16 protein-coding genes and 1 other RNA gene are annotated in these 16581 nt (G+C 46.7%); 8 read left to right on the top strand and 9 right to left on the bottom strand.

Annotated elements, in window-relative coordinates:
* Nucleotides 1-46: 46 nt before the first annotated feature.
* From QT979_RS21615 to QT979_RS21605, 3 genes are all read right to left on the bottom strand, one after another.
* Nucleotides 47-427, bottom strand: coding sequence for a phasin-related domain-containing protein (locus QT979_RS21615; protein WP_333311644.1), 381 nt, complete (start codon nt 425-427; stop codon nt 47-49).
* A 23-nt stretch (nt 428-450) separates the two neighbouring features.
* Nucleotides 451-547, bottom strand: an RNA gene (ffs, locus tag QT979_RS21610) — signal recognition particle sRNA small type.
* 23 nt (nt 548-570) lie between these two features.
* Nucleotides 571-837 carry a YciI family protein gene (locus QT979_RS21605; RefSeq protein ID WP_333213101.1) on the bottom strand — a complete coding sequence of 89 codons (267 nt, stop codon included), beginning with the start codon at nt 835-837 and terminating at the stop codon, nt 571-573.
* Nucleotides 838-957: 120 nt separating this feature from the next.
* Here QT979_RS21605 and QT979_RS21600 point away from each other — a divergent pair, with 120 nt between their 5' ends.
* Complete coding sequence (locus QT979_RS21600) at nt 958-1512, top strand: 2'-5' RNA ligase family protein (protein ID WP_333213100.1); 555 nt, start codon at nt 958-960, stop codon at nt 1510-1512.
* Nucleotides 1513-1778: 266 nt separating this feature from the next.
* Here the strand turns inward: QT979_RS21600 and QT979_RS21595 are convergent, their stop codons facing one another.
* Nucleotides 1779-2483 carry a ComF family protein gene (locus QT979_RS21595; RefSeq protein ID WP_333213099.1) on the bottom strand — a complete coding sequence of 235 codons (705 nt, stop codon included), beginning with the start codon at nt 2481-2483 and terminating at the stop codon, nt 1779-1781.
* 72 nt (nt 2484-2555) lie between these two features.
* On the opposite strand from QT979_RS21595, the gene QT979_RS21590 reads away from it, so the two are divergent.
* Entirely contained in the window at nt 2556-5042 is a 2487-nt protein-coding gene (locus QT979_RS21590; protein ID WP_333311643.1) for a putative PEP-binding protein, read from the top strand.
* Between the two features lie 456 nt (nt 5043-5498).
* On the top strand, nt 5499-5945 hold the full coding sequence (locus QT979_RS21585) for a hypothetical protein (RefSeq protein WP_333213097.1): 447 nt from the start codon (nt 5499-5501) through the stop codon (nt 5943-5945).
* Nucleotides 5946-6214: 269 nt separating this feature from the next.
* Here the strand turns inward: QT979_RS21585 and QT979_RS21580 are convergent, their stop codons facing one another.
* Together QT979_RS21580 and QT979_RS21575 are read right to left on the bottom strand one after the other, a co-directional pair.
* Nucleotides 6215-6502 carry an RNA recognition motif domain-containing protein gene (locus QT979_RS21580; RefSeq protein WP_015179076.1) on the bottom strand — a complete coding sequence of 96 codons (288 nt, stop codon included), beginning with the start codon at nt 6500-6502 and terminating at the stop codon, nt 6215-6217.
* A gap of 971 nt (nt 6503-7473) precedes the next feature.
* Nucleotides 7474-7692, bottom strand: a complete 219-nt coding sequence (locus QT979_RS21575) for a hypothetical protein (RefSeq protein WP_333040721.1) — start codon at nt 7690-7692, stop codon at nt 7474-7476.
* A gap of 182 nt (nt 7693-7874) precedes the next feature.
* Here QT979_RS21575 and egtC point away from each other — a divergent pair, with 182 nt between their 5' ends.
* From egtC to egtD, 3 genes are all read left to right on the top strand, one after another.
* Nucleotides 7875-8663, top strand: coding sequence for an ergothioneine biosynthesis protein EgtC (gene egtC / locus QT979_RS21570; RefSeq protein ID WP_333311642.1), 789 nt, complete (start codon nt 7875-7877; stop codon nt 8661-8663).
* On the top strand, nt 8635-9927 hold the full coding sequence (locus tag QT979_RS21565; RefSeq protein WP_333311641.1) for an ergothioneine biosynthesis protein EgtB: 1293 nt from the start codon (nt 8635-8637) through the stop codon (nt 9925-9927). Before egtC ends, QT979_RS21565 begins: the two co-directional genes overlap by 29 nt.
* Nucleotides 9928-10307: 380 nt before the next feature.
* Entirely contained in the window at nt 10308-11351 is a 1044-nt protein-coding gene (gene egtD, locus QT979_RS21560; RefSeq protein ID WP_333213091.1) for an L-histidine N(alpha)-methyltransferase, read from the top strand.
* Between the two features lie 149 nt (nt 11352-11500).
* Here the strand turns inward: egtD and QT979_RS21555 are convergent, their stop codons facing one another.
* Nucleotides 11501-12112: a hypothetical protein gene (locus QT979_RS21555; RefSeq protein ID WP_333213090.1), complete on the bottom strand. Its 612-nt coding sequence runs from the start codon at nt 12110-12112 to the stop codon at nt 11501-11503.
* Between the two features lie 415 nt (nt 12113-12527).
* Nucleotides 12528-12836, bottom strand: coding sequence for an RNA-binding protein (locus QT979_RS21550; RefSeq protein ID WP_333213089.1), 309 nt, complete (start codon nt 12834-12836; stop codon nt 12528-12530).
* A gap of 942 nt (nt 12837-13778) precedes the next feature.
* Between QT979_RS21550 and QT979_RS21545 the strand changes: the two genes are divergently transcribed.
* Nucleotides 13779-14588, top strand: coding sequence for an SDR family NAD(P)-dependent oxidoreductase (locus QT979_RS21545; RefSeq protein WP_333311640.1), 810 nt, complete (start codon nt 13779-13781; stop codon nt 14586-14588).
* Nucleotides 14589-14810: 222 nt separating this feature from the next.
* Complete coding sequence (locus QT979_RS21540) at nt 14811-15647, top strand: MBL fold metallo-hydrolase (RefSeq protein ID WP_333311639.1); 837 nt, start codon at nt 14811-14813, stop codon at nt 15645-15647.
* A gap of 419 nt (nt 15648-16066) precedes the next feature.
* Here QT979_RS21540 and QT979_RS21535 read toward each other — a convergent pair whose 3' ends face one another.
* Complete coding sequence (locus QT979_RS21535) at nt 16067-16228, bottom strand: hypothetical protein (RefSeq protein ID WP_333217055.1); 162 nt, start codon at nt 16226-16228, stop codon at nt 16067-16069.
* Nucleotides 16229-16581 lie beyond the last annotated feature (353 nt).

Here is a 16581-nt window from a genome sequence, read left to right as displayed (position 1 = left end):
TTATCCTGAGTTCCCCTCATGCTTTGCTGAGCGAGCTTTTTCCTGCTTAATCCCGCTTCAGCCGCCGCAATTCCTCTTGTAAATTCTGCACCTGTTCGCGGAGCTTGTCTACGCCGCCTGTCTCTTTAGCATCTTTTGCCAAGACATCTTCTTCCTCAGAAACAATTTCAATCCGCCGAGGTTCAGCGGGTTTTTCGTTCCCAGCCGAGGCTACGGGGGGCTGCTGCTGAGCCTGTTGCACCATGTCATCAACAAAGCGGCGAGCTTCTTCCGTGGACATCTCGCCCCGCTTCACCAATTCGTCTGCCAGCTTTTGGGCTTCAGTGCGTAATTCAGTTAACTTGCTGCCAGCTTTTTCACCCGCATAGGAAGCGAGCCCGACACCAAGGTAAACTGCTTTTTGTAAAATATCTCCGAAACCAGGCATAGGAGCTACACCTCATAAAACTGGGTGAACCGGAGACCACGCCTATTACAAGCATCCCGTGTTGCTGCTACCTTCCGGTCCTGACAAGATTTGGGCGTTGGAATCGCGTGGGTCCAGTTCATATATGAGTATAACACAGTTATTTATTCTTCAACCACACACCAGTGATAAATTTCATAAATAACGCAACCGTTCTTCACCAGCGGGTCTTCAGCGACGATCGCCTTCGCCTCATCCATCGAACTCGCCTCAAACATCAACATACCGCCGCCGCGCCGCGCCCAGTAGCCAGTTTTCGCTCGGTGTCCTTTAGAAATCAACTCTCGAACATAAGCTCTGTGAGCTGGCACGTATTGGTCAAAAACAGGCTTTTCGACAATTCCTTGCTCAATTTTGACAAACCAAGGCATTTTTATTTGGGATTTTAGATTTTATATTTTAGATTGGGAATGGGCGATCGGCAACGGGATCTAGGGCAAATGCTCTATATTCCATTTTCCACCATCCTTTCTTAACTGCGATGTTATCCTATGAACCAGTCAAAACAGCGATTTTTTATTGCCCTAGTGCCGCCTCCCGATATTGAACAGCACATTACTGAGATTCAACAGTATTTTGCGGAACATTATAACAGCCTCGGAGCTTTGAATTCGCCGCCGCACATCACGCTACAACCTCCTTTTCACTCGTTAGCGAAGGATGTTCCCAAATTAGAGGAAAGTTTGAACCAGTTTTCTGCAAATCGGCTGCCAATTCCCGTTACTCTACCCGGTTTTGCTGCTTTCGCGCCCCGCGTCATTTACGCTGATGTTGTCAAATCACCCGAATTGCTGGAAATTCACAAAGATTTGATGAGTTATATGGAGGCAAGTTTGGGAATTGTCGATCGAGTTTCTCAAACTCGCCCATTTGTACCGCACATGACAGTAGCGTTTCGCGATTTAACTAAAGAGAATTTTCAAACGGCTTGGTTAGAATTTGCAGGGCGATCGCTCCACTTTGAGTTTACCGCTTCGGCATTAACTTTACTGCTTCACGACGGCAGCCGTTGGAACATCAGCAACCAATTCCCGCTTTCCGCCTAAACTCTCTCCTTTCTCTTTCTTCGCGTTCTTCGCGTCTTCGCGGTTCGTTTTCCCAAAAAAATCTTATTAGCAAATCCTGATAAATATCATTCCCTCACTACAAACCTGTTGAAAATTAAAGCCAGTCACAACTTACCGAAAGCATCAAGGATATAAGCCCCGGATTCATCCGTGGTGGAGAAATAAAAAACCTGTGTCCGATAAACTTGCCTCCCAATTTATCCGTGGGATCAATGCTTCAATGCTTCAATTCTAAAATCTAAAATCTAAAATCTAAAATCGATTGACCGATCGCTCTTATTCGGAGTTGCAAGTGCCACAGTTCCATAAACCGAAATTCCCGATTGTTCCAAAATTTTAATAGCCGACTTAACAGTAGTACCGCTAGTGTAAATATCATCAACTAACAGCACTCGATCGCGCGGGAGGCGACGACGAAAATCTTTCCCCAAACTTAAAGCATTTTTCATTTCCGCTTGGCGCTGCTGTGGCGTCAGAGCGAATAAAGCCTGAGTATTTTTCACCCGATCCAAACCGTGCCGCTGCAAAGGCAAACCAGTCACCTCGCAAAAACTTTCAGCCAAAAGTTCTGCTTGGTTAAAACCGCGGTCCTTGAGCTTTTCTTTGTGCAGGGGAATCGGTACAACTGTTAGATTGTCTATAGCTAACTCGGGAAAACTCAGCCAAGCTTCTGCTAGCCAGCGGCCGAGAGGTTTCGCTAATTGCGGATTGCCGTCATATTTCAAAGCTGCGATCGCCCGTTTGAGAGCCCCGCCATACTCACCCCACACAAAAACACGCTGCTGTGAATGCCAAAATCGACCGGGATCGCTTAACTGACATCGCTGAAGTTGCTTGTGACAGTAGGGACAAAACTCTCCGGCGGCCGGTCGCTGACAAAGAGGACAGTTAGACTTAAGAAATAGATTGAGAAAAGATTTGACTAATCCCGTCCATTGTCGCTTGTTCATCCTAAAATTGTCGTAAGTGATTAATGGGAAAAACTTTCAACTTCAATCAGTTTCCACCGACAGGCTCGCAGCGTGAAAAACCTCTACTGGTTAGACAAAATTCAACCTTCAGACAGAGATGCAGTGGGAGAAAAAGCATTTTACTTGAGCTGTTTGCTCCAGAAAAATCATCCTGTTGTACCTGGTTTTGTCGTACCGGCTACCACATTCTGGCAGTTTTTAGAGTCGATCGAGTGCCTAGAACCGCTGTTTGCTGACTGGCCACACTCTTCACTGCACTTGAATGTCGATGAACCCAGACAACTGCAATCGATCGCCCGCAGCATCCGCCACCAAATCCTCGCCGGCAAACTGCCAGATTCACTGCTCTCCACCCTAGAGTCTGCTGTTTCTCAACTCAACTCCAAGTCAAACTTAAACTCCACAGCTTTAATTTTTCGCCCTTCCCTGACTTCCTGGAACCCGAAAACAGTGGGCATTCTGGCATCTCAGGCAGTACGGGCAGAACCCGAAGCCATTGGGGACGGACTCAAACGAGCTTGGGCAGAAATGTTCAGAGCCCGAAGTCTATTTTACTGGCAGCGGTGCGGCCTGCGGGTACAGCAAATCAATCCCGCAGTTTTGGTGCAGCCACTTCAAGAAGCCATCGCCGCGGGCGAGGTGAAAACAAAGGCGGGTGCACAGTGGGAAATCCAAGCCATCAGCGGTTTGGGATTGTCCCTCGCTAAGGGAGAAACCATCCCCGATTACTATCAAGTGCAGCCGGAAACAAGCGCGGTTAAATTCCAGCGGATCGGTTACAAAACATTAGCCTACAATCTCAAAGTCGGCGATGGTGAACCGAAAAAAAAACTCCTGCTGGGCAAGTTTGCTGCTTTCCCAATTCCCGATTCTCCCTTTATAATTCCTGATTTTGCTGACTGTTGCGTGCAAGTTTTAGCGCTGGGAGAGGAAGCACAAACAGAATACGTTTTAGAGGAATCGCAACTGCAAGAAATCATTGAATTGAGTAAAAAAGCGATCGCCGAATTTGACTCAGATTTAATTTTGGAGTGGACGCTAAACCAGACAGCAAACAGTGGCGAACCGCAGTTTTATTTCACTCAAGTTCGTCTGGTGAAAGGGGAAAAAGTCGCGCCACTAGAGGAAACTTCGATCGCCCTCCGGCAGCCCAACTCGATCGCCCCAGCCCGAACTCCTGCCATACTTAGAGGTGTGGGAGCAGCATCAGGAAAAGCCGAAGCAATTGCCCAAGTTATGACTAATTCCCACCCAGAAAACGCGGAATTCTTAGCGGGAGGCATTTTGGTAGCTCGGACAATCGATCCGAATTGGCTGCCTTGGCTGAAGGTTGCTGCTGGGGTGGTTGCCGAACAAGGAGGTATGACAGGCCACGGCGCCATTTTAGCAAGAGAATTGGGGATTCCCGCCGTTGTGGGAGTGACCGGGGCCACGCGGGCGATCGCATCGGGCGATTCGGTTTTGGTAGACGGCGATAGCGGAGAAGTTTTTGCCCTCGCCCAACACGATGCGATCGACAGAGGAGACAGCAGCCGACTTCGGGACACAGCAAAAAAGGCAAATATATACAGTACAGCAGCAAAAATGTCAATAGCCAAGCACCAATCTTCTACCTCCGAGCGATCGTCCAATTCCGGGCCTAAATCTCGACAATCTGAGTCTACTCAATATGTTTGGGGCCCACCAACGGCGACTCAACTGCTAGTTAATGTCAGCCAAACAAGTTCGATTGACCGCCTCAAAAATCTGCCAATAGATGGCATCGGATTGCTGCGATCGGAATTAATGGCATTAGAAGCTTTGGACTGTCAAAACCCCAAAGTTTGGCTACAAGACGGCCGCCAATCGGAATTTGTCGATCGCATGGCCGATTGCCTGAGCTTATTTGCTGCTGCCGTTTCGCCGCGACCAATATTTTATCGCTCTCTCGATTTACGGGAGTCAGGCGCCCACGGCAGTTTCAGTTATACCTTTGAACCGGAATTATTTGATTGGGAACTCTGCGTACTTCAAAAAGTCTGCGAGTCAGGCCATACCAATGTTAATTTAATTTTGCCTTTCGTGCGCTCGGTTGACGAGTTTATCTACTGCCGCCAGCGCTTAGAAACAATTTGGAAAAACCGTTCAGCCGAATTTCAACTGTGGATTATGGCGGAAGTTCCTTCAGTGTTATTTTTATTGTCAGATTACGTAACAGCAGGAGTTCAAGGAATTTCCATCGGCACCAACGATTTAACCCAATTTCTGTTAGGCAGTCACCGCAACTCCGACCAGGTAGCAGGTGCTTTCAACGGGCGCGATCGAGCAGTGATGAGGGCGATCGAACAATTAATCAAACAGGCCCGGGCCGCCGGCATTCCTTGCTCAATCTGCGGCGACGCTCCCGCATTGTATCCCGACACAGTTGAATCCTTCGTGCGGTGGGGAATTTCGTCTATTTCGGTCAATGTCGATGCTGTAGAACAAACTAGCAGGGCGATCGTCCGCGCCGAACAGGGCCTGCTGCTAGAAGCCGCTCGATCGATAATTAACAATTAACCACTCCCGGACGCACTTGACCTCAGAAATCCCGTTTCTACTCTAAATCATAGTTTTGGCAAGCAGTCACCCGCTCAGAAATCGGATTTCTAGACAACCCGTGCGTCCAGGAATATTAACAACTACAGAAGCCCCGTTTCTGAATAGATATAGCAACCGCGCCCGACGGTTAGGAAATCCTTAATTTCTCAAACCCGGGCTTTTATTGCTTTTACTGCTTCTTCCCTCTTCCCTCTTCCTTCCACTAACATCGGATTTTAAAGCTAGAATAGAAATATAACCAATTCTTGACCACGAATTTCAAAGGTGGTACCCGCCACGTGATTTATCCGTGGAATCAATCCCAAATCGAAAATCGAACATCCTCAAGCCCCCGCATTTATCTCGCGCAAGTCAATCCAAAATCTAAAATCTAAAATCTAAAATCTAAAATCGAATGACCCGGAGGTAAAAACCGTGAAATCAAAAATTATTGCAACCGCAGCAATACTTGCCGCCCTAGCCTTTCTGCATCCTCACCCAGCATTAGCTCAACCTGCAACTGACGGTGGCAAAAAACCAGGATTCTGGCAACCTCAAGCGCAGGTTGACAATACTCGCAACATTACCCTCAGACTGTTAAATGAAACGGGATTGAACCTAGAATACGGTGAATCAGGTGGCAGCTTGTCATCCTTGCCAGTCGGAGCCAGCAGAAACATCAGTGTTCGCATCAGCAATCGTATCGGCGACATTGCCAATATTCCGATTAATGCCACCGGAGGAACCACAACTTTGAAATACGACTATAACGTTGACTCGCAGACAAACATTTTGACGATTCGCATCACCAGATCAGACGGCAGCACTCGGCAAGACAGATCAGTTTATATTGATGAAAAAGGGCGAGTTTACTCTTTCTAAGATTAATGCTCATCAACCCGGTTTCTCCTGATAAATTTTGATTTTAGCAGTGAGGTATCGCAGAAGAAATCGGGTTTCTAGACTACCGCGCATAAACTCTGTTTTTCTCAAAAAGTTATGAATCAAGTCCAGCCCATAAAGAATAGATTTTCTTGTGCAGCGGATTTGACATTTCATCCCCAAAATCAACTGTTGCTTGCAATTCGGCGCTAGTGGCGTACTGGTGCATCAGGTGGGTTTCGAGAGGATGTCAACCGCCGCCTCGCGGACTAATATCCGTCGTTTCTCTTGATACCTGCGCCTCGATTTCCCTCTTCTTTCGGTTTAGCTTTGTTCACTCGCAAGGGGCGCCCCATCCACTCTGCACCGTCTAATTCGGCAATTGCAGCGTCTTCTTGGGCATCCTCCATCATCTCAACAAATGCAAAACCGCGCATCCGACCGGTTTCCCTGTCGGTAGGCAAGACAACTCGCTTGACTGTGCCGTATTCTGCAAATACTGCTTTGAGGTCTTCTTCGGTGGCGCGGTAAGACAGATTTCCAATGTAGATAGTCATGTCGATCGAACTGAACTTGTTGTGCTATACATAATAACCTTTTAATTTAACTGTCAAGTGCTATCTAGCATACCACTGGGCGATCGACTCTGACTAAAAGGATTTGTCGCACTCACCAACCCTTGGTACTGGCTGCAATAGTTAGTTTAATCAAAACTCATATCCTCACTCGCCCTGCGGATGAGTGAGGATATGAGTTTTGGGGCGACGAGAAATGCCACCCATGAACAATACTTGATTTTAATCAGATCACTGATGGGCGGGCGAGGAATCACCAAGCATCTTCGGAAACAAAGCGACTAGCAAGGTATAGCATTCCTAAATCATTTGTGAATTTCTTACTCCCTCAGAGCGGCTAAGGGGAGGGTTTGGGTGGGGTAACAAAATTACGGCTCCTGCAAGGATTGCTATATAAGGGTTCATGAAGTTCTAATATAAGTTAATTTAAAAAGAAAATGATACAATTACATTTGATACTTTTATGATGTGGCAACCTACCAAAACCAGGGAAAAATGCTTTATTAGTGATGGAAAATAGTCATATAAATAGAGAAAACAAGTAAAGAAACTAATCAAAAAAGGGGCGAAAGTAATATTATTTTCGCCCCCTTCGCGCCATTGATCACAAACCGGAGAATTTATGGTAAAAACTTAAATATATTTTCAGTTTTATCAACATAACAAATTATCAATAATTAGGAAAGGCGATCGACTTTGGATTCCGTCAACTTTCTCATCACAATATTTGGAACTGGTTTACACACTCCTGTTATTGTACTTCATCTATCTGAGAAAGGTTATACGGGAATCGAAAGTGTCTGTGCAGACTTTCTAGCGGGGACTGAGCAATTCAATCTACCCCAGTGTGGAAATCCCTTAAGGGAAAAACGCGAAAAGCCAAACTGTGAAGTTTGGAAACCCACGCCATAACTGTAATCAGTTTGGCGTTGGGAGGATGTTACTGCTTTTCCTTAGTCGATCGAGATTGACTGAGGCCCCGTGCTTTTACCGTTGGTGGGTTCGGCTGGGGGAGTAGTGTAGGAAGTTGAACCAGCTTGCTCGTCGATCCAGCTTTTAACGGGATCTTCGTGAAGGTTGAGTCGAAGCAGGCCAGATAAAAATCCGCCCGCGAAGGCGATCGGCTGTTCGATCAATTCTTTCGCCATTGGGATGAGTTCGTCGATGAACATTCAAGAGTCTCCTTGTGTTGCAGGGGTTCTACCTTAACTGTATCGTTTGTACTGCGATGCTGGCAGCGGCCTACAAAAAACCTTCCAGCCCTGAAGATGGGCGATCCTCTTCGAGGGCTTCGCTAACGGGCAATTTTTCGGCTCATGACTTACAATGCTAATCACATTGCTGCAAAAATTTTATGTGCCGTTTGCTTGGCTACCTCGGGGAGCCGATTTTACTCGATGCTATTCTGTACAAGCCGGAACATTCCCTAATTGTGCAGAGTTACGAGCCCCGCGAAATGACTTCTGGCGTACTCAATGCTGACGGTTTTGGTATTGGTTGGTATCACCCGCACCTAGATACTGACCCGTTTACTTATAAAAATGTACAGCCAATTTGGAGCGACATTAACCTTCCGAGTATCAGTCGATACGTTGAATCTGGATGCGCGATCGGATATGTTCGCAGTGCAACTTCAGGACAATCTGTAGATTTGAGCAACTGTCAGCCGTTTCAGAACGATCGCCTGCTGTTCGTACACAACGGCTTCGTGAAGAATTTTCGGCAAACTCTTTACAGACCAATTCGCGATCGACTCAGCGATACGCTTTATCAATCAATTAACGGCACTACAGATTCAGAGCATATCTTCGGCTTGTTTCTCAATGAATTGACAGCCGGAAATCTGACTCTAGAAGCTGCTTTGCAAAACTCGCTGAAAACTTTGGCAGAGCTAGCAAACTTTCACCAAGTAGAATTTTCAGCTAATATAATTATCAGCGACGGACACCAGCTCGTTGCCTCTCGCTTTGCTTCCCAAAAAGCCCCTCCTTCCCTCTATTGGCTGCGAGACGATTTAAATTTCCCGGATTCTGTCATCATTGCTTCTGAACCTTTATTTGATGGCAATTGGCACGAGTGTCCAGTCCAGAGCATTATCACTACCGGAGTAGATCGTGAGATCGAAATCTATCCAATCTTGTAGAGAGGCAATTTATCGCGATTTGCAGCAGTGTCGCCGCGGCACTTTCAAGCTATTTACAGACATCGACTACGATACTTTTTGCCGCCAAGCTCATCCTGATTTCAGTCCAGTTGGCTGGCACTTAGGTCACATTGCTTATACTGAGGATTTGTGGCTGTTACAGCGATGTGCTGGCTTGGAACCTGTCTTGCCTCAGTATCACCAACTGTTTGCTGCTGATATTTTGCCGAAAAAACAACGGGTTTTTCTGCCGACGTTACCTGAAGTTGAATTATATCTGGACGCGGTTAGAAAAAAGCTGTTAGATTATTTGGAAGTCGCGCCGATCGACGAGCAAGAACGTCTCTGGCGGTTTATTATTCAGCACGAAAGCCAGCACTGCGAAACTGTTGCTTTCGTGTTGCAAATGCACAGGAAGAAGGAAGAAGGAAGAGGGAAGAAGGAAGAAGGAAGAGGCAATGAGGAAGGAAGATTAATTACCGATTACCAATTACCAATTGCAGATTACAAATTACCAATTACCGATTCCCCGGCGATTGAAATTCCGGGCGGAGAATTTTACATGGGAAGCGATGCTGCTGAGGCTTTGGATAACGAGCGATCGCGCCACCTGTGTTATTTAGAAGCATACTCGATCGATCGCTATCCCGTCACTTGCCGTCAATACCGAGATTTCATGGAATCCGGTGGCTATCAAAACCCTGATTGGTGGTCGGGGGACGGCTGGAAATGGCTGCAAGGCGAAGCCGTCTCTCGACCGCTTTACTGGTCAGAAAATCCAGCTTTCAACAACCATCCAGTCTGCGGCGTGAGTTGGTACGAAGCCGAAGCTTACTGCAACTTTATCGGCAAGCGTTTGCCATCGGAAGCCGAATGGGAAAAAGCTGCAACTTGGGATGCCACAAATCAAAAATATCACATCTATCCTTGGGGAGAAGAACCGCCAAACGGCAGCCTGTGCAATCACGGTAATAATATTGCCAATACCTCGCCAGTGGATGCCTTTCCCAAAGGAGCAAGTGCGGTGGGTTGCTGCGATATGTTAGGCAATGTTTGGGAGTGGACTGCTTCAACTTTTGACGCCTATCCGGGATTTGAAAGTTATCCTTACAGGGGATATTCTCAAGTTTATTTTGATGGAGAACACCGGGTTTTGAAAGGCGGGAGTTGGGCAACTTTTCCGCAGGCTCTGCGATCAAGTTTTCGGAATTGGTATTATCCGGGCGTGCGGCAAATTATTGCTGGTTTTCGGTGCGCTAAGTAGTTCGCTAGGTAATTGTAACTACCCTCAACTTTGTTCATAGTCAGGAATTTATTCATCGGAAAAGTCCGATGAATAAATTCTTTAATAATTGCATTATAAAGCTTATTTGACGAACATCAAATAAATGGCTGGAGAGGGAATTGGGGACAAAATTTGTTTGTGAAATGCCCAACTTTTTTCCATGTAACAAGCTCAAACAAAACAAGTTTGGTTAAGTATTCAATAATTTTTGTGGATAAATTTTAAGTTTTAATTGTGGAAGCGAGATCCATCGGGTGAGACAATACAGAACGGAGAGTGGCCTGAAAAATCTGACTTGAGCGCGATATTTGGCAACGCGACTGCGTGCTATACCGATATGTGCATCTAAAAATTACTTTATGAAATCCCCAAGACTGTCCGACACGACAAACTCAGCCTCAACGAAAGAAAACCGGCTGCACTTAGAGCGACTGGTGAGCTCTGCGGCACTGACACCCGCAGAAATCAATGCTGGCAGCGATGTAGTTAGCGGGTTGACTCAAACCCCCAAATCCCTGCCTCCAAAGTATTTCTACGACGATCGCGGCTCGAACCTGTTTGAGTTGATTTGTCAGTTGCCGGAATACTACTTGACGCGCACTGAAACGGCTATTTTGCAGGGGTGCGCGGGGGCGATCGCCAATTTAACTGGCCCCTGCGAAATCGTCGAACTCGGCAGCGGCAGTTCCACCAAAACTCGGATTCTCCTTGATGCTTACAGTCAACTGGAATATCCCCTGCACTATTTGCCGATCGACATCAGTCCTACTATCCTAGAAAGCAGCGCTTGTCAACTGTTGGCCGATTATCCGTCGCTCCAGATTCACGGACTTGTCAGCACATACGAATTAGCCTTAGCTAAAATTGCACCGTCGCCCTTGCCAACCCGAATGATTTGTTTTCTCGGCAGTACCCTCGGCAATCTCAATGCTCAAGAATGCGATTTGTTCTTCTCGCAAATTGTCGGTGCATTGCAGCCGGGAGAGTATTTTTTGCTGGGAATTGACTTGGACAAATCTAAGGATATTTTAGAGCCTGCCTACGATGACAGTCAAGGAGTAACAGCAGCATTTAACTTGAATATGCTGCGACATTTAAATCGAAAATATGAGGGAAATTTTGATTTAGCACAGTTCGAGCATTGGGCTTTTTACAATCAAGAGGAATGTCAAATAGAAATGCACTTGAAAAGTAAAAAAGCGCAAACAGTGCAGTTGCGTTCTCTCAATTTAACGGTTGAATTTGCAGCGGGAGAAACTATCCGCAGCGAAATATCGCGCAAGTTTAATCTCAATACTGTAAAAAAAGAACTTTCGCAGCGTGGTTTAATTCCAGTGCAGGTTTGGACAGATCCAAATCAGTGGTTTGGCTTGATGCTTTGTCAGATGTCAGTTGACAGTTGACAGTTGACAGTTGACAGTTGACAGTTGGCAGTTGGCAGTTGGCAATTGCCAATTGTTATTTGTTATTTGTTTTGAATATCTCCCAATAATCAGTAACTACTGACTACTGACTACTGACTACTGACTACTGACTACTGACTACTGACTAATTAACAAATCGGCCGCTGTCCGGGTTTGACGGCGTGAATGTACTCGCTGCCCGATGTCGGCCATCCCCGCTTATAATAAGCTTCCTCCGGCTTCCCCCAGCCCAACTGCAACAAAATTTCTAGAAAATCCAACTTTTCCCACTTCGAGAGGCTGGCCCATTCTGTGCGCTGGGCTATAGCCTCTACATCAACCGACTCGATCGCTCGAAAATCCTTTCCGCTGTTAACACTTAAATACAAATCCATCCCGGCAGTTACCTGCTGCCAGAATTCCAACATAGCAATCTTAGCTGCCTTCAACGTAATCAAATCAACCGGTAGAGCTATTAATTCGTCATCCACTGCCGGATAGCGTAGAGTATTGCCTTTAACCGCAATTTCCCGCCAGACAATCCCAGAAACTTGATGTTCCCGCTGGTATTCGTGTACGGCTGCCTTAAAATTTTGATAAGCGGTGAACTTCTGTACGCCCTCAGATTTGAGAAAGCGGTCAATCACGGGGTTGCCTGTAGCAGGAGTTTCGGTCAAGTTGAGGCGCCGCCCATACAAGCAGGCTTGGCGCTCTTCTTCGAGGATTTTAATGAGTTCCGCCGTGCTGTAGACCTTGGACATCTTTATTCAGGCAAAATCAAGATATTGGCTGATATTCGGCTGGTTTTCTCGACTAATCTTCGGTAAAGATAGTTTTGCTGTTCTAGGCAATATTCAGTTTTGCCGTTATTCTAGCTTTTCTTGCTGCTTAATTCTAGTTTGATAGTTTACAGGCGTCGAGCCGCGAAATCCCGACAGCCTCTTAAAAAAAGCAGTTAAGAGGAAGAGGGTACTGAATCACGAACTAGAGTGGGAACTGGATCGCGAACGTATCTCGCCGGATTTTTCGCCAAAAACAAAGCCCCCTCAAAGGAGGGGGCAAAGCTGATTTAGAGGTTTGGGAGTTTTATTGGATGGGTCGATCGAACAACCCGAAAAAAAGGCAGCATTCGCACCTGCCGTCAACTACCAAAACTCAAATTTTCAGTCTCAAAGCTTAGTAGCGTCGAGCAGAGCGATCTTTGTCGCCCCAGCCGCCGCCGCCACCCGGGCGTTTGTTGTCTTCGCGAGGTTTGGCTTTGTTGACTTTCAAGTCACGGCCCATCCACTCAGCGCCGTCTAAAGCTGCGATGGCTGCTGCTTCTTCTGCCTCGCTTGCCATTTCCACAAAAGCAAAACCCCGCATCCTGCCTGTTTCCCGGTCCATTGGCACTTGGACGCGGCTTACAGTACCGTACTCGGCAAATACTTCGTTGAGGTCATCTGATGTTACCTCATATGAAAGATTACCCACGTAAATCGACATAAAATCTCCAGAATCATTAGGGTGCAGAGACTTAGATTCGGAGAGACGCTTGTAAATAAACACCAACAAACTACGCAACCGAATTTAATTCTTGGAAAACCACTATAACATGAAGCCAGCAGAATCAGCAATTGGCTGTCATAATTTTCAATGTTGGGTGCCGAGCGGGCAATCGGCAACAGAAAGTATTCTTGATAAATGACATCTTACACTCTTGGCATCCTCCGGTTGGTTTCTTGGTGCGCGATCGACCTGATATCTGAGATTTTGCGTCGCTGTTACCAGGTTGATTGGGTCTGATTGAGACCAGTGCCTGAGATTCACTTATAACTAACATCACCCACTGTTATCCCTGGACAAGCCTCCTGCCCGTTCCACCAGAGATAAATGTTTTTAGCCCAGGATTAATATTCCGAGTCAATCTCCCATCTTCCATCTCCCGTCTCTCATCGCATCCGATTTAGCGCCCGATAATGGCGGCTCCCCAATAATTATCAAAAGAGTTATTAGCCATATCTACGCGCATTTCATAGTTAGATAGCAATCCTCGCATCATTTGTGAATTTCTTACTTGCTCCCCGATCTCGCGGGGAGGGTTGGGGTGGGGTAAAAATTTTACGACTCCTGCAAGGATTGCTATCTAAGTATAATTATTTCTTTAATATTTCCATTTTATTCATTTTTTAAGGCTTTATGTAGTTTCTCTATTTGCTCTTTCTCTAAGATGATTCTCGGCTGTGATTTTTACACTAATTGCATGAAGTTTGTTTTCGACTCTACCGTATTTAAATGCCTAAAAGCTTATGTCCTAGGAAAGATGCGATCGCACTCCTATCTCCCTAGCATTGTAAAAGTTGAACGTCCACAGTCCACAAAGATTGTCTAGTACAGACAGAAGCAAGCCTAGACAAAAGAGCGTGGAGCAGTTACAGAGGATTTTAAATGGTTATAAACAGTTCGTTGACCCGGCCTTTGGCTATCGTGACGGGTGCCTCTAACGGTATCGGCTACGAACTCGCCAAACAGTTCGCTCAAAACGGCTTCGATCTCCTAGTCACCGCCACCGGAGCGAGCATCAATGAAGCGGCTCAAGCCTTTGAGGGGCTCGGTGCCAAAGTCGAGACAGTGCAGGCAGACCTCGCTACCTACGACGGTGTTGAGACGCTCTACAACCAGATAAAAGCGACTAATCGGCCAGTGGATGCGATCGCAATTAATGCCGGTGTCGGCGTCGGTGGCGACTTTGCCCGCGAGACAGACTTGAAGGACGAACTAAATCTGATTAACCTCAACGTTGTCTCGTCTGTGCATTTGGCTAAACGGGTAGTCAAGGATATGGTCGATCGCGGCCAAGGACGGATTCTATTCACTTCCTCCATTGCCGCCCTAATGCCGGGGCCATTTGAGGCAGTCTATGCAGCATCCAAAGCCTTCATCCACTCGTTTTCCGAAGGACTCCGCAATGAGTTAAAAGATACAGGTGTAACTGTCACCTCGCTGATGCCCGGTCCCACCGATACTAACTTCTTCCACCGGGCGGGAATGGATGACACGAAGGCGGGCGCCGACAAGAAAGATGATCCAGCCGAGGTTGCCAAACAGGGATTTGAAGCCTTGATGGCTGGTAAGGACAACATCATTGCAGGTTCGCTCAAGACAAAGATTCTAGCCAGTGCAAGCAAGGTTTTGCCTGATACCGTTAATGCCGAAATGCACCGCCAGCTTACTGAACCGGGTTCTGCTAACCAATAATTTCCGCCCGTCTTACTATGCTTATGTGTAGATTTAAAGAAAGTAAACATCGCAGATAGTGGCAAGATTGCAGCCAATAAAAGCGTGTTTACTTCTCCCAGTAGTGACGACGATTTAGCGAATTTTTCTCAGGCGTTCATCGATGGCATTATGCAGCATCGGCCTTGGATGCGAACTGAGTAATAAATGGTTCCCGCCTAAGTAATTTAGTACAGCACATTTATGCAAATTCATCATCTCAATTGTGGCTGTATGTGTCCCATTGGAGGGGCGCTTTTCGATGGCTTTAGTAGCGGTTTGACGGCTAACCTCGCCTGCCACTGTCTGCTGGTTGAAACCAATCAGGGACTTGTTCTGATTGATACCGGCTTCGGATTGCGGGATATCCAGTCGCCTTACTCTCGGCTCAGCCCGTTTTTCGTTTATTTTAATAACATCCAGTTCGATCGCAAGTACACGGCAATCCATCAAATTGAACAGCTCGGATTTTCACCAAGCGATGTGCGCCATATTGTACTCACCCACCTCGACTTCGATCATGCCGGTGGTCTAGAGGATTTCCCTGAAGCAACCGTACACGTCATGCAGGCTGAAATCGATGCCGCACACGATCGGCATGGTTTCATCACAAAAAGGCGCTATCGTCCGGGGCAGTGGGATGAAGTCAAACGGTGGAAATACTATTCGGCGGGTGGCGAACCTTGGTTTGGTTTTGAAGCAGTCCGCGAGCTCGACGGATTGCCGCCGGAAATTTTGCTAATCCCGTTGGTGGGGCACACGCGCGGTCATGCTGGCATTGCCATTGATACACCCGATGGCTGGCTTCTGCACGCAGGCGATGCCTATTTCTACCGACACGAGATGGATGCAGCTAACCGACGCTGCACGCCCGGTCTGCGCGCCTACCAATGGATGATGGAGGTCGATCGCAAGGCTAGGTTGCTCAATCAAGGCCGGCTGCACGCATTATCGGTGCAGCATAGTAAAGATGTGCGCGTGTTTTGCAGTCACGATGCTATTGAGTTAAAAGCCTTCGTTGACGGACCTAGGAACTCTTAAAACTAGAAATTTCATCATTACTATTGATTACACCAAGTAGGCGGTTGGGGAAGTTGCAGCCGGACTGCGCTCTGGATTTTGATACATCTTAAATTCAAAACTCATACTAAGTTGCGTTCAAAGAGCTTATTCTTAAATGTGGGAAATATGTCATTGAGCGCCAGCGCTCCCGGTTAAATGCTAGATTGACAAGTTCTTGACAAAGCTCATCGATTACCTTAGACATTGACTTGAATATTAGGTTATTAAAGTAGTTTTCGGGTAAATTTCCCCACTGATGTTCAACTGGCATTAATTCCGGGCTATTTGAATCTAATCTAACTAGCACAAACTATAAAATAGGTGTCGGTTTATTTCCCTGACCCAAAATTATGGGATACTTTTTGCACGAATTGCTGTTGGAGAGACAAAGCATTGACTCATCCCTCAACCTCTCGTGCCTTGCGAAACTTTTCCTGTAATTGCTCGCACGCAGTCTCTAAGGGGATTCCCTCACCCCGCGATAGTTTTGCCTCCGCTTCCTCCACCGAAGAGCGCACCTCCTCCACCCACTCCCAATAATGCTGGCGTGTTTGAGTCAAAGTCTGGAGGGCTTTTGTAATAACCTCTTCCGGCGAGCTAAACTGCCGCGCGTGCTAATTGCGCTTCGATCAATTTCATTTGCTCAGGACTCCAAGTAATATTGATAAGAATCTCCCGGAGTCTCGCTGACACAAATCCCTTTTCTAAGAATAGCGCTACTTTCTGGGCAGTGCGATCGTCCAGAAAAATGGCTGGACAGTGCCGGATCTGCCAAGTTGATTAGACCTCTTGCGAAAGTCTCAGACGAGCGCTAGTTTGTCTTCAAAAAAAGTTCATAATTAGGGCTTGCTGAATAATCGATCGCACATCAAGAATAAGAGCGATCGATATCTTCAAGCCGAGTTAAATATAA

It is taken from the genome of Microcoleus sp. w2-18bC1 (assembly GCF_036700365.1).
Lineage (GTDB): Bacteria > Cyanobacteriota > Cyanobacteriia > Cyanobacteriales > Microcoleaceae > Microcoleus.
Note: the sequence above shows the minus strand (reverse complement) of the source record. Positions and strands in the feature narration are given on the sequence as shown.

What these genes read in the sequence shown, in the direction of transcription:
- QT979_RS21555 (WP_333213090.1), bottom strand. Translation starts at nt 12,112, where the DNA reads ATGTCCAAGGTCTACAGCACGGCGGAACTCATTAAAATCCTCGAAGAA.
- QT979_RS21580 (WP_015179076.1), bottom strand. Translation starts at nt 6,502, where the DNA reads ATGACTATCTACATTGGAAATCTGTCTTACCGCGCCACCGAAGAAGAC.
- QT979_RS21600 (WP_333213100.1), top strand. Translation starts at nt 958, where the DNA reads ATGAACCAGTCAAAACAGCGATTTTTTATTGCCCTAGTGCCGCCTCCC.
- QT979_RS21545 (WP_333311640.1), top strand. Translation starts at nt 13,779, where the DNA reads ATGGTTATAAACAGTTCGTTGACCCGGCCTTTGGCTATCGTGACGGGT.
- QT979_RS21595 (WP_333213099.1), bottom strand. Translation starts at nt 2,483, where the DNA reads ATGAACAAGCGACAATGGACGGGATTAGTCAAATCTTTTCTCAATCTA.
- egtD (WP_333213091.1), top strand. Translation starts at nt 10,308, where the DNA reads ATGAAATCCCCAAGACTGTCCGACACGACAAACTCAGCCTCAACGAAA.
- QT979_RS21540 (WP_333311639.1), top strand. Translation starts at nt 14,811, where the DNA reads ATGCAAATTCATCATCTCAATTGTGGCTGTATGTGTCCCATTGGAGGG.
- egtC (WP_333311642.1), top strand. Translation starts at nt 7,875, where the DNA reads ATGTGCCGTTTGCTTGGCTACCTCGGGGAGCCGATTTTACTCGATGCT.
- QT979_RS21550 (WP_333213089.1), bottom strand. Translation starts at nt 12,836, where the DNA reads ATGTCGATTTACGTGGGTAATCTTTCATATGAGGTAACATCAGATGAC.
- QT979_RS21615 (WP_333311644.1), bottom strand. Translation starts at nt 427, where the DNA reads ATGCCTGGTTTCGGAGATATTTTACAAAAAGCAGTTTACCTTGGTGTC.
- QT979_RS21575 (WP_333040721.1), bottom strand. Translation starts at nt 7,692, where the DNA reads ATGTTCATCGACGAACTCATCCCAATGGCGAAAGAATTGATCGAACAG.
- QT979_RS21605 (WP_333213101.1), bottom strand. Translation starts at nt 837, where the DNA reads ATGCCTTGGTTTGTCAAAATTGAGCAAGGAATTGTCGAAAAGCCTGTT.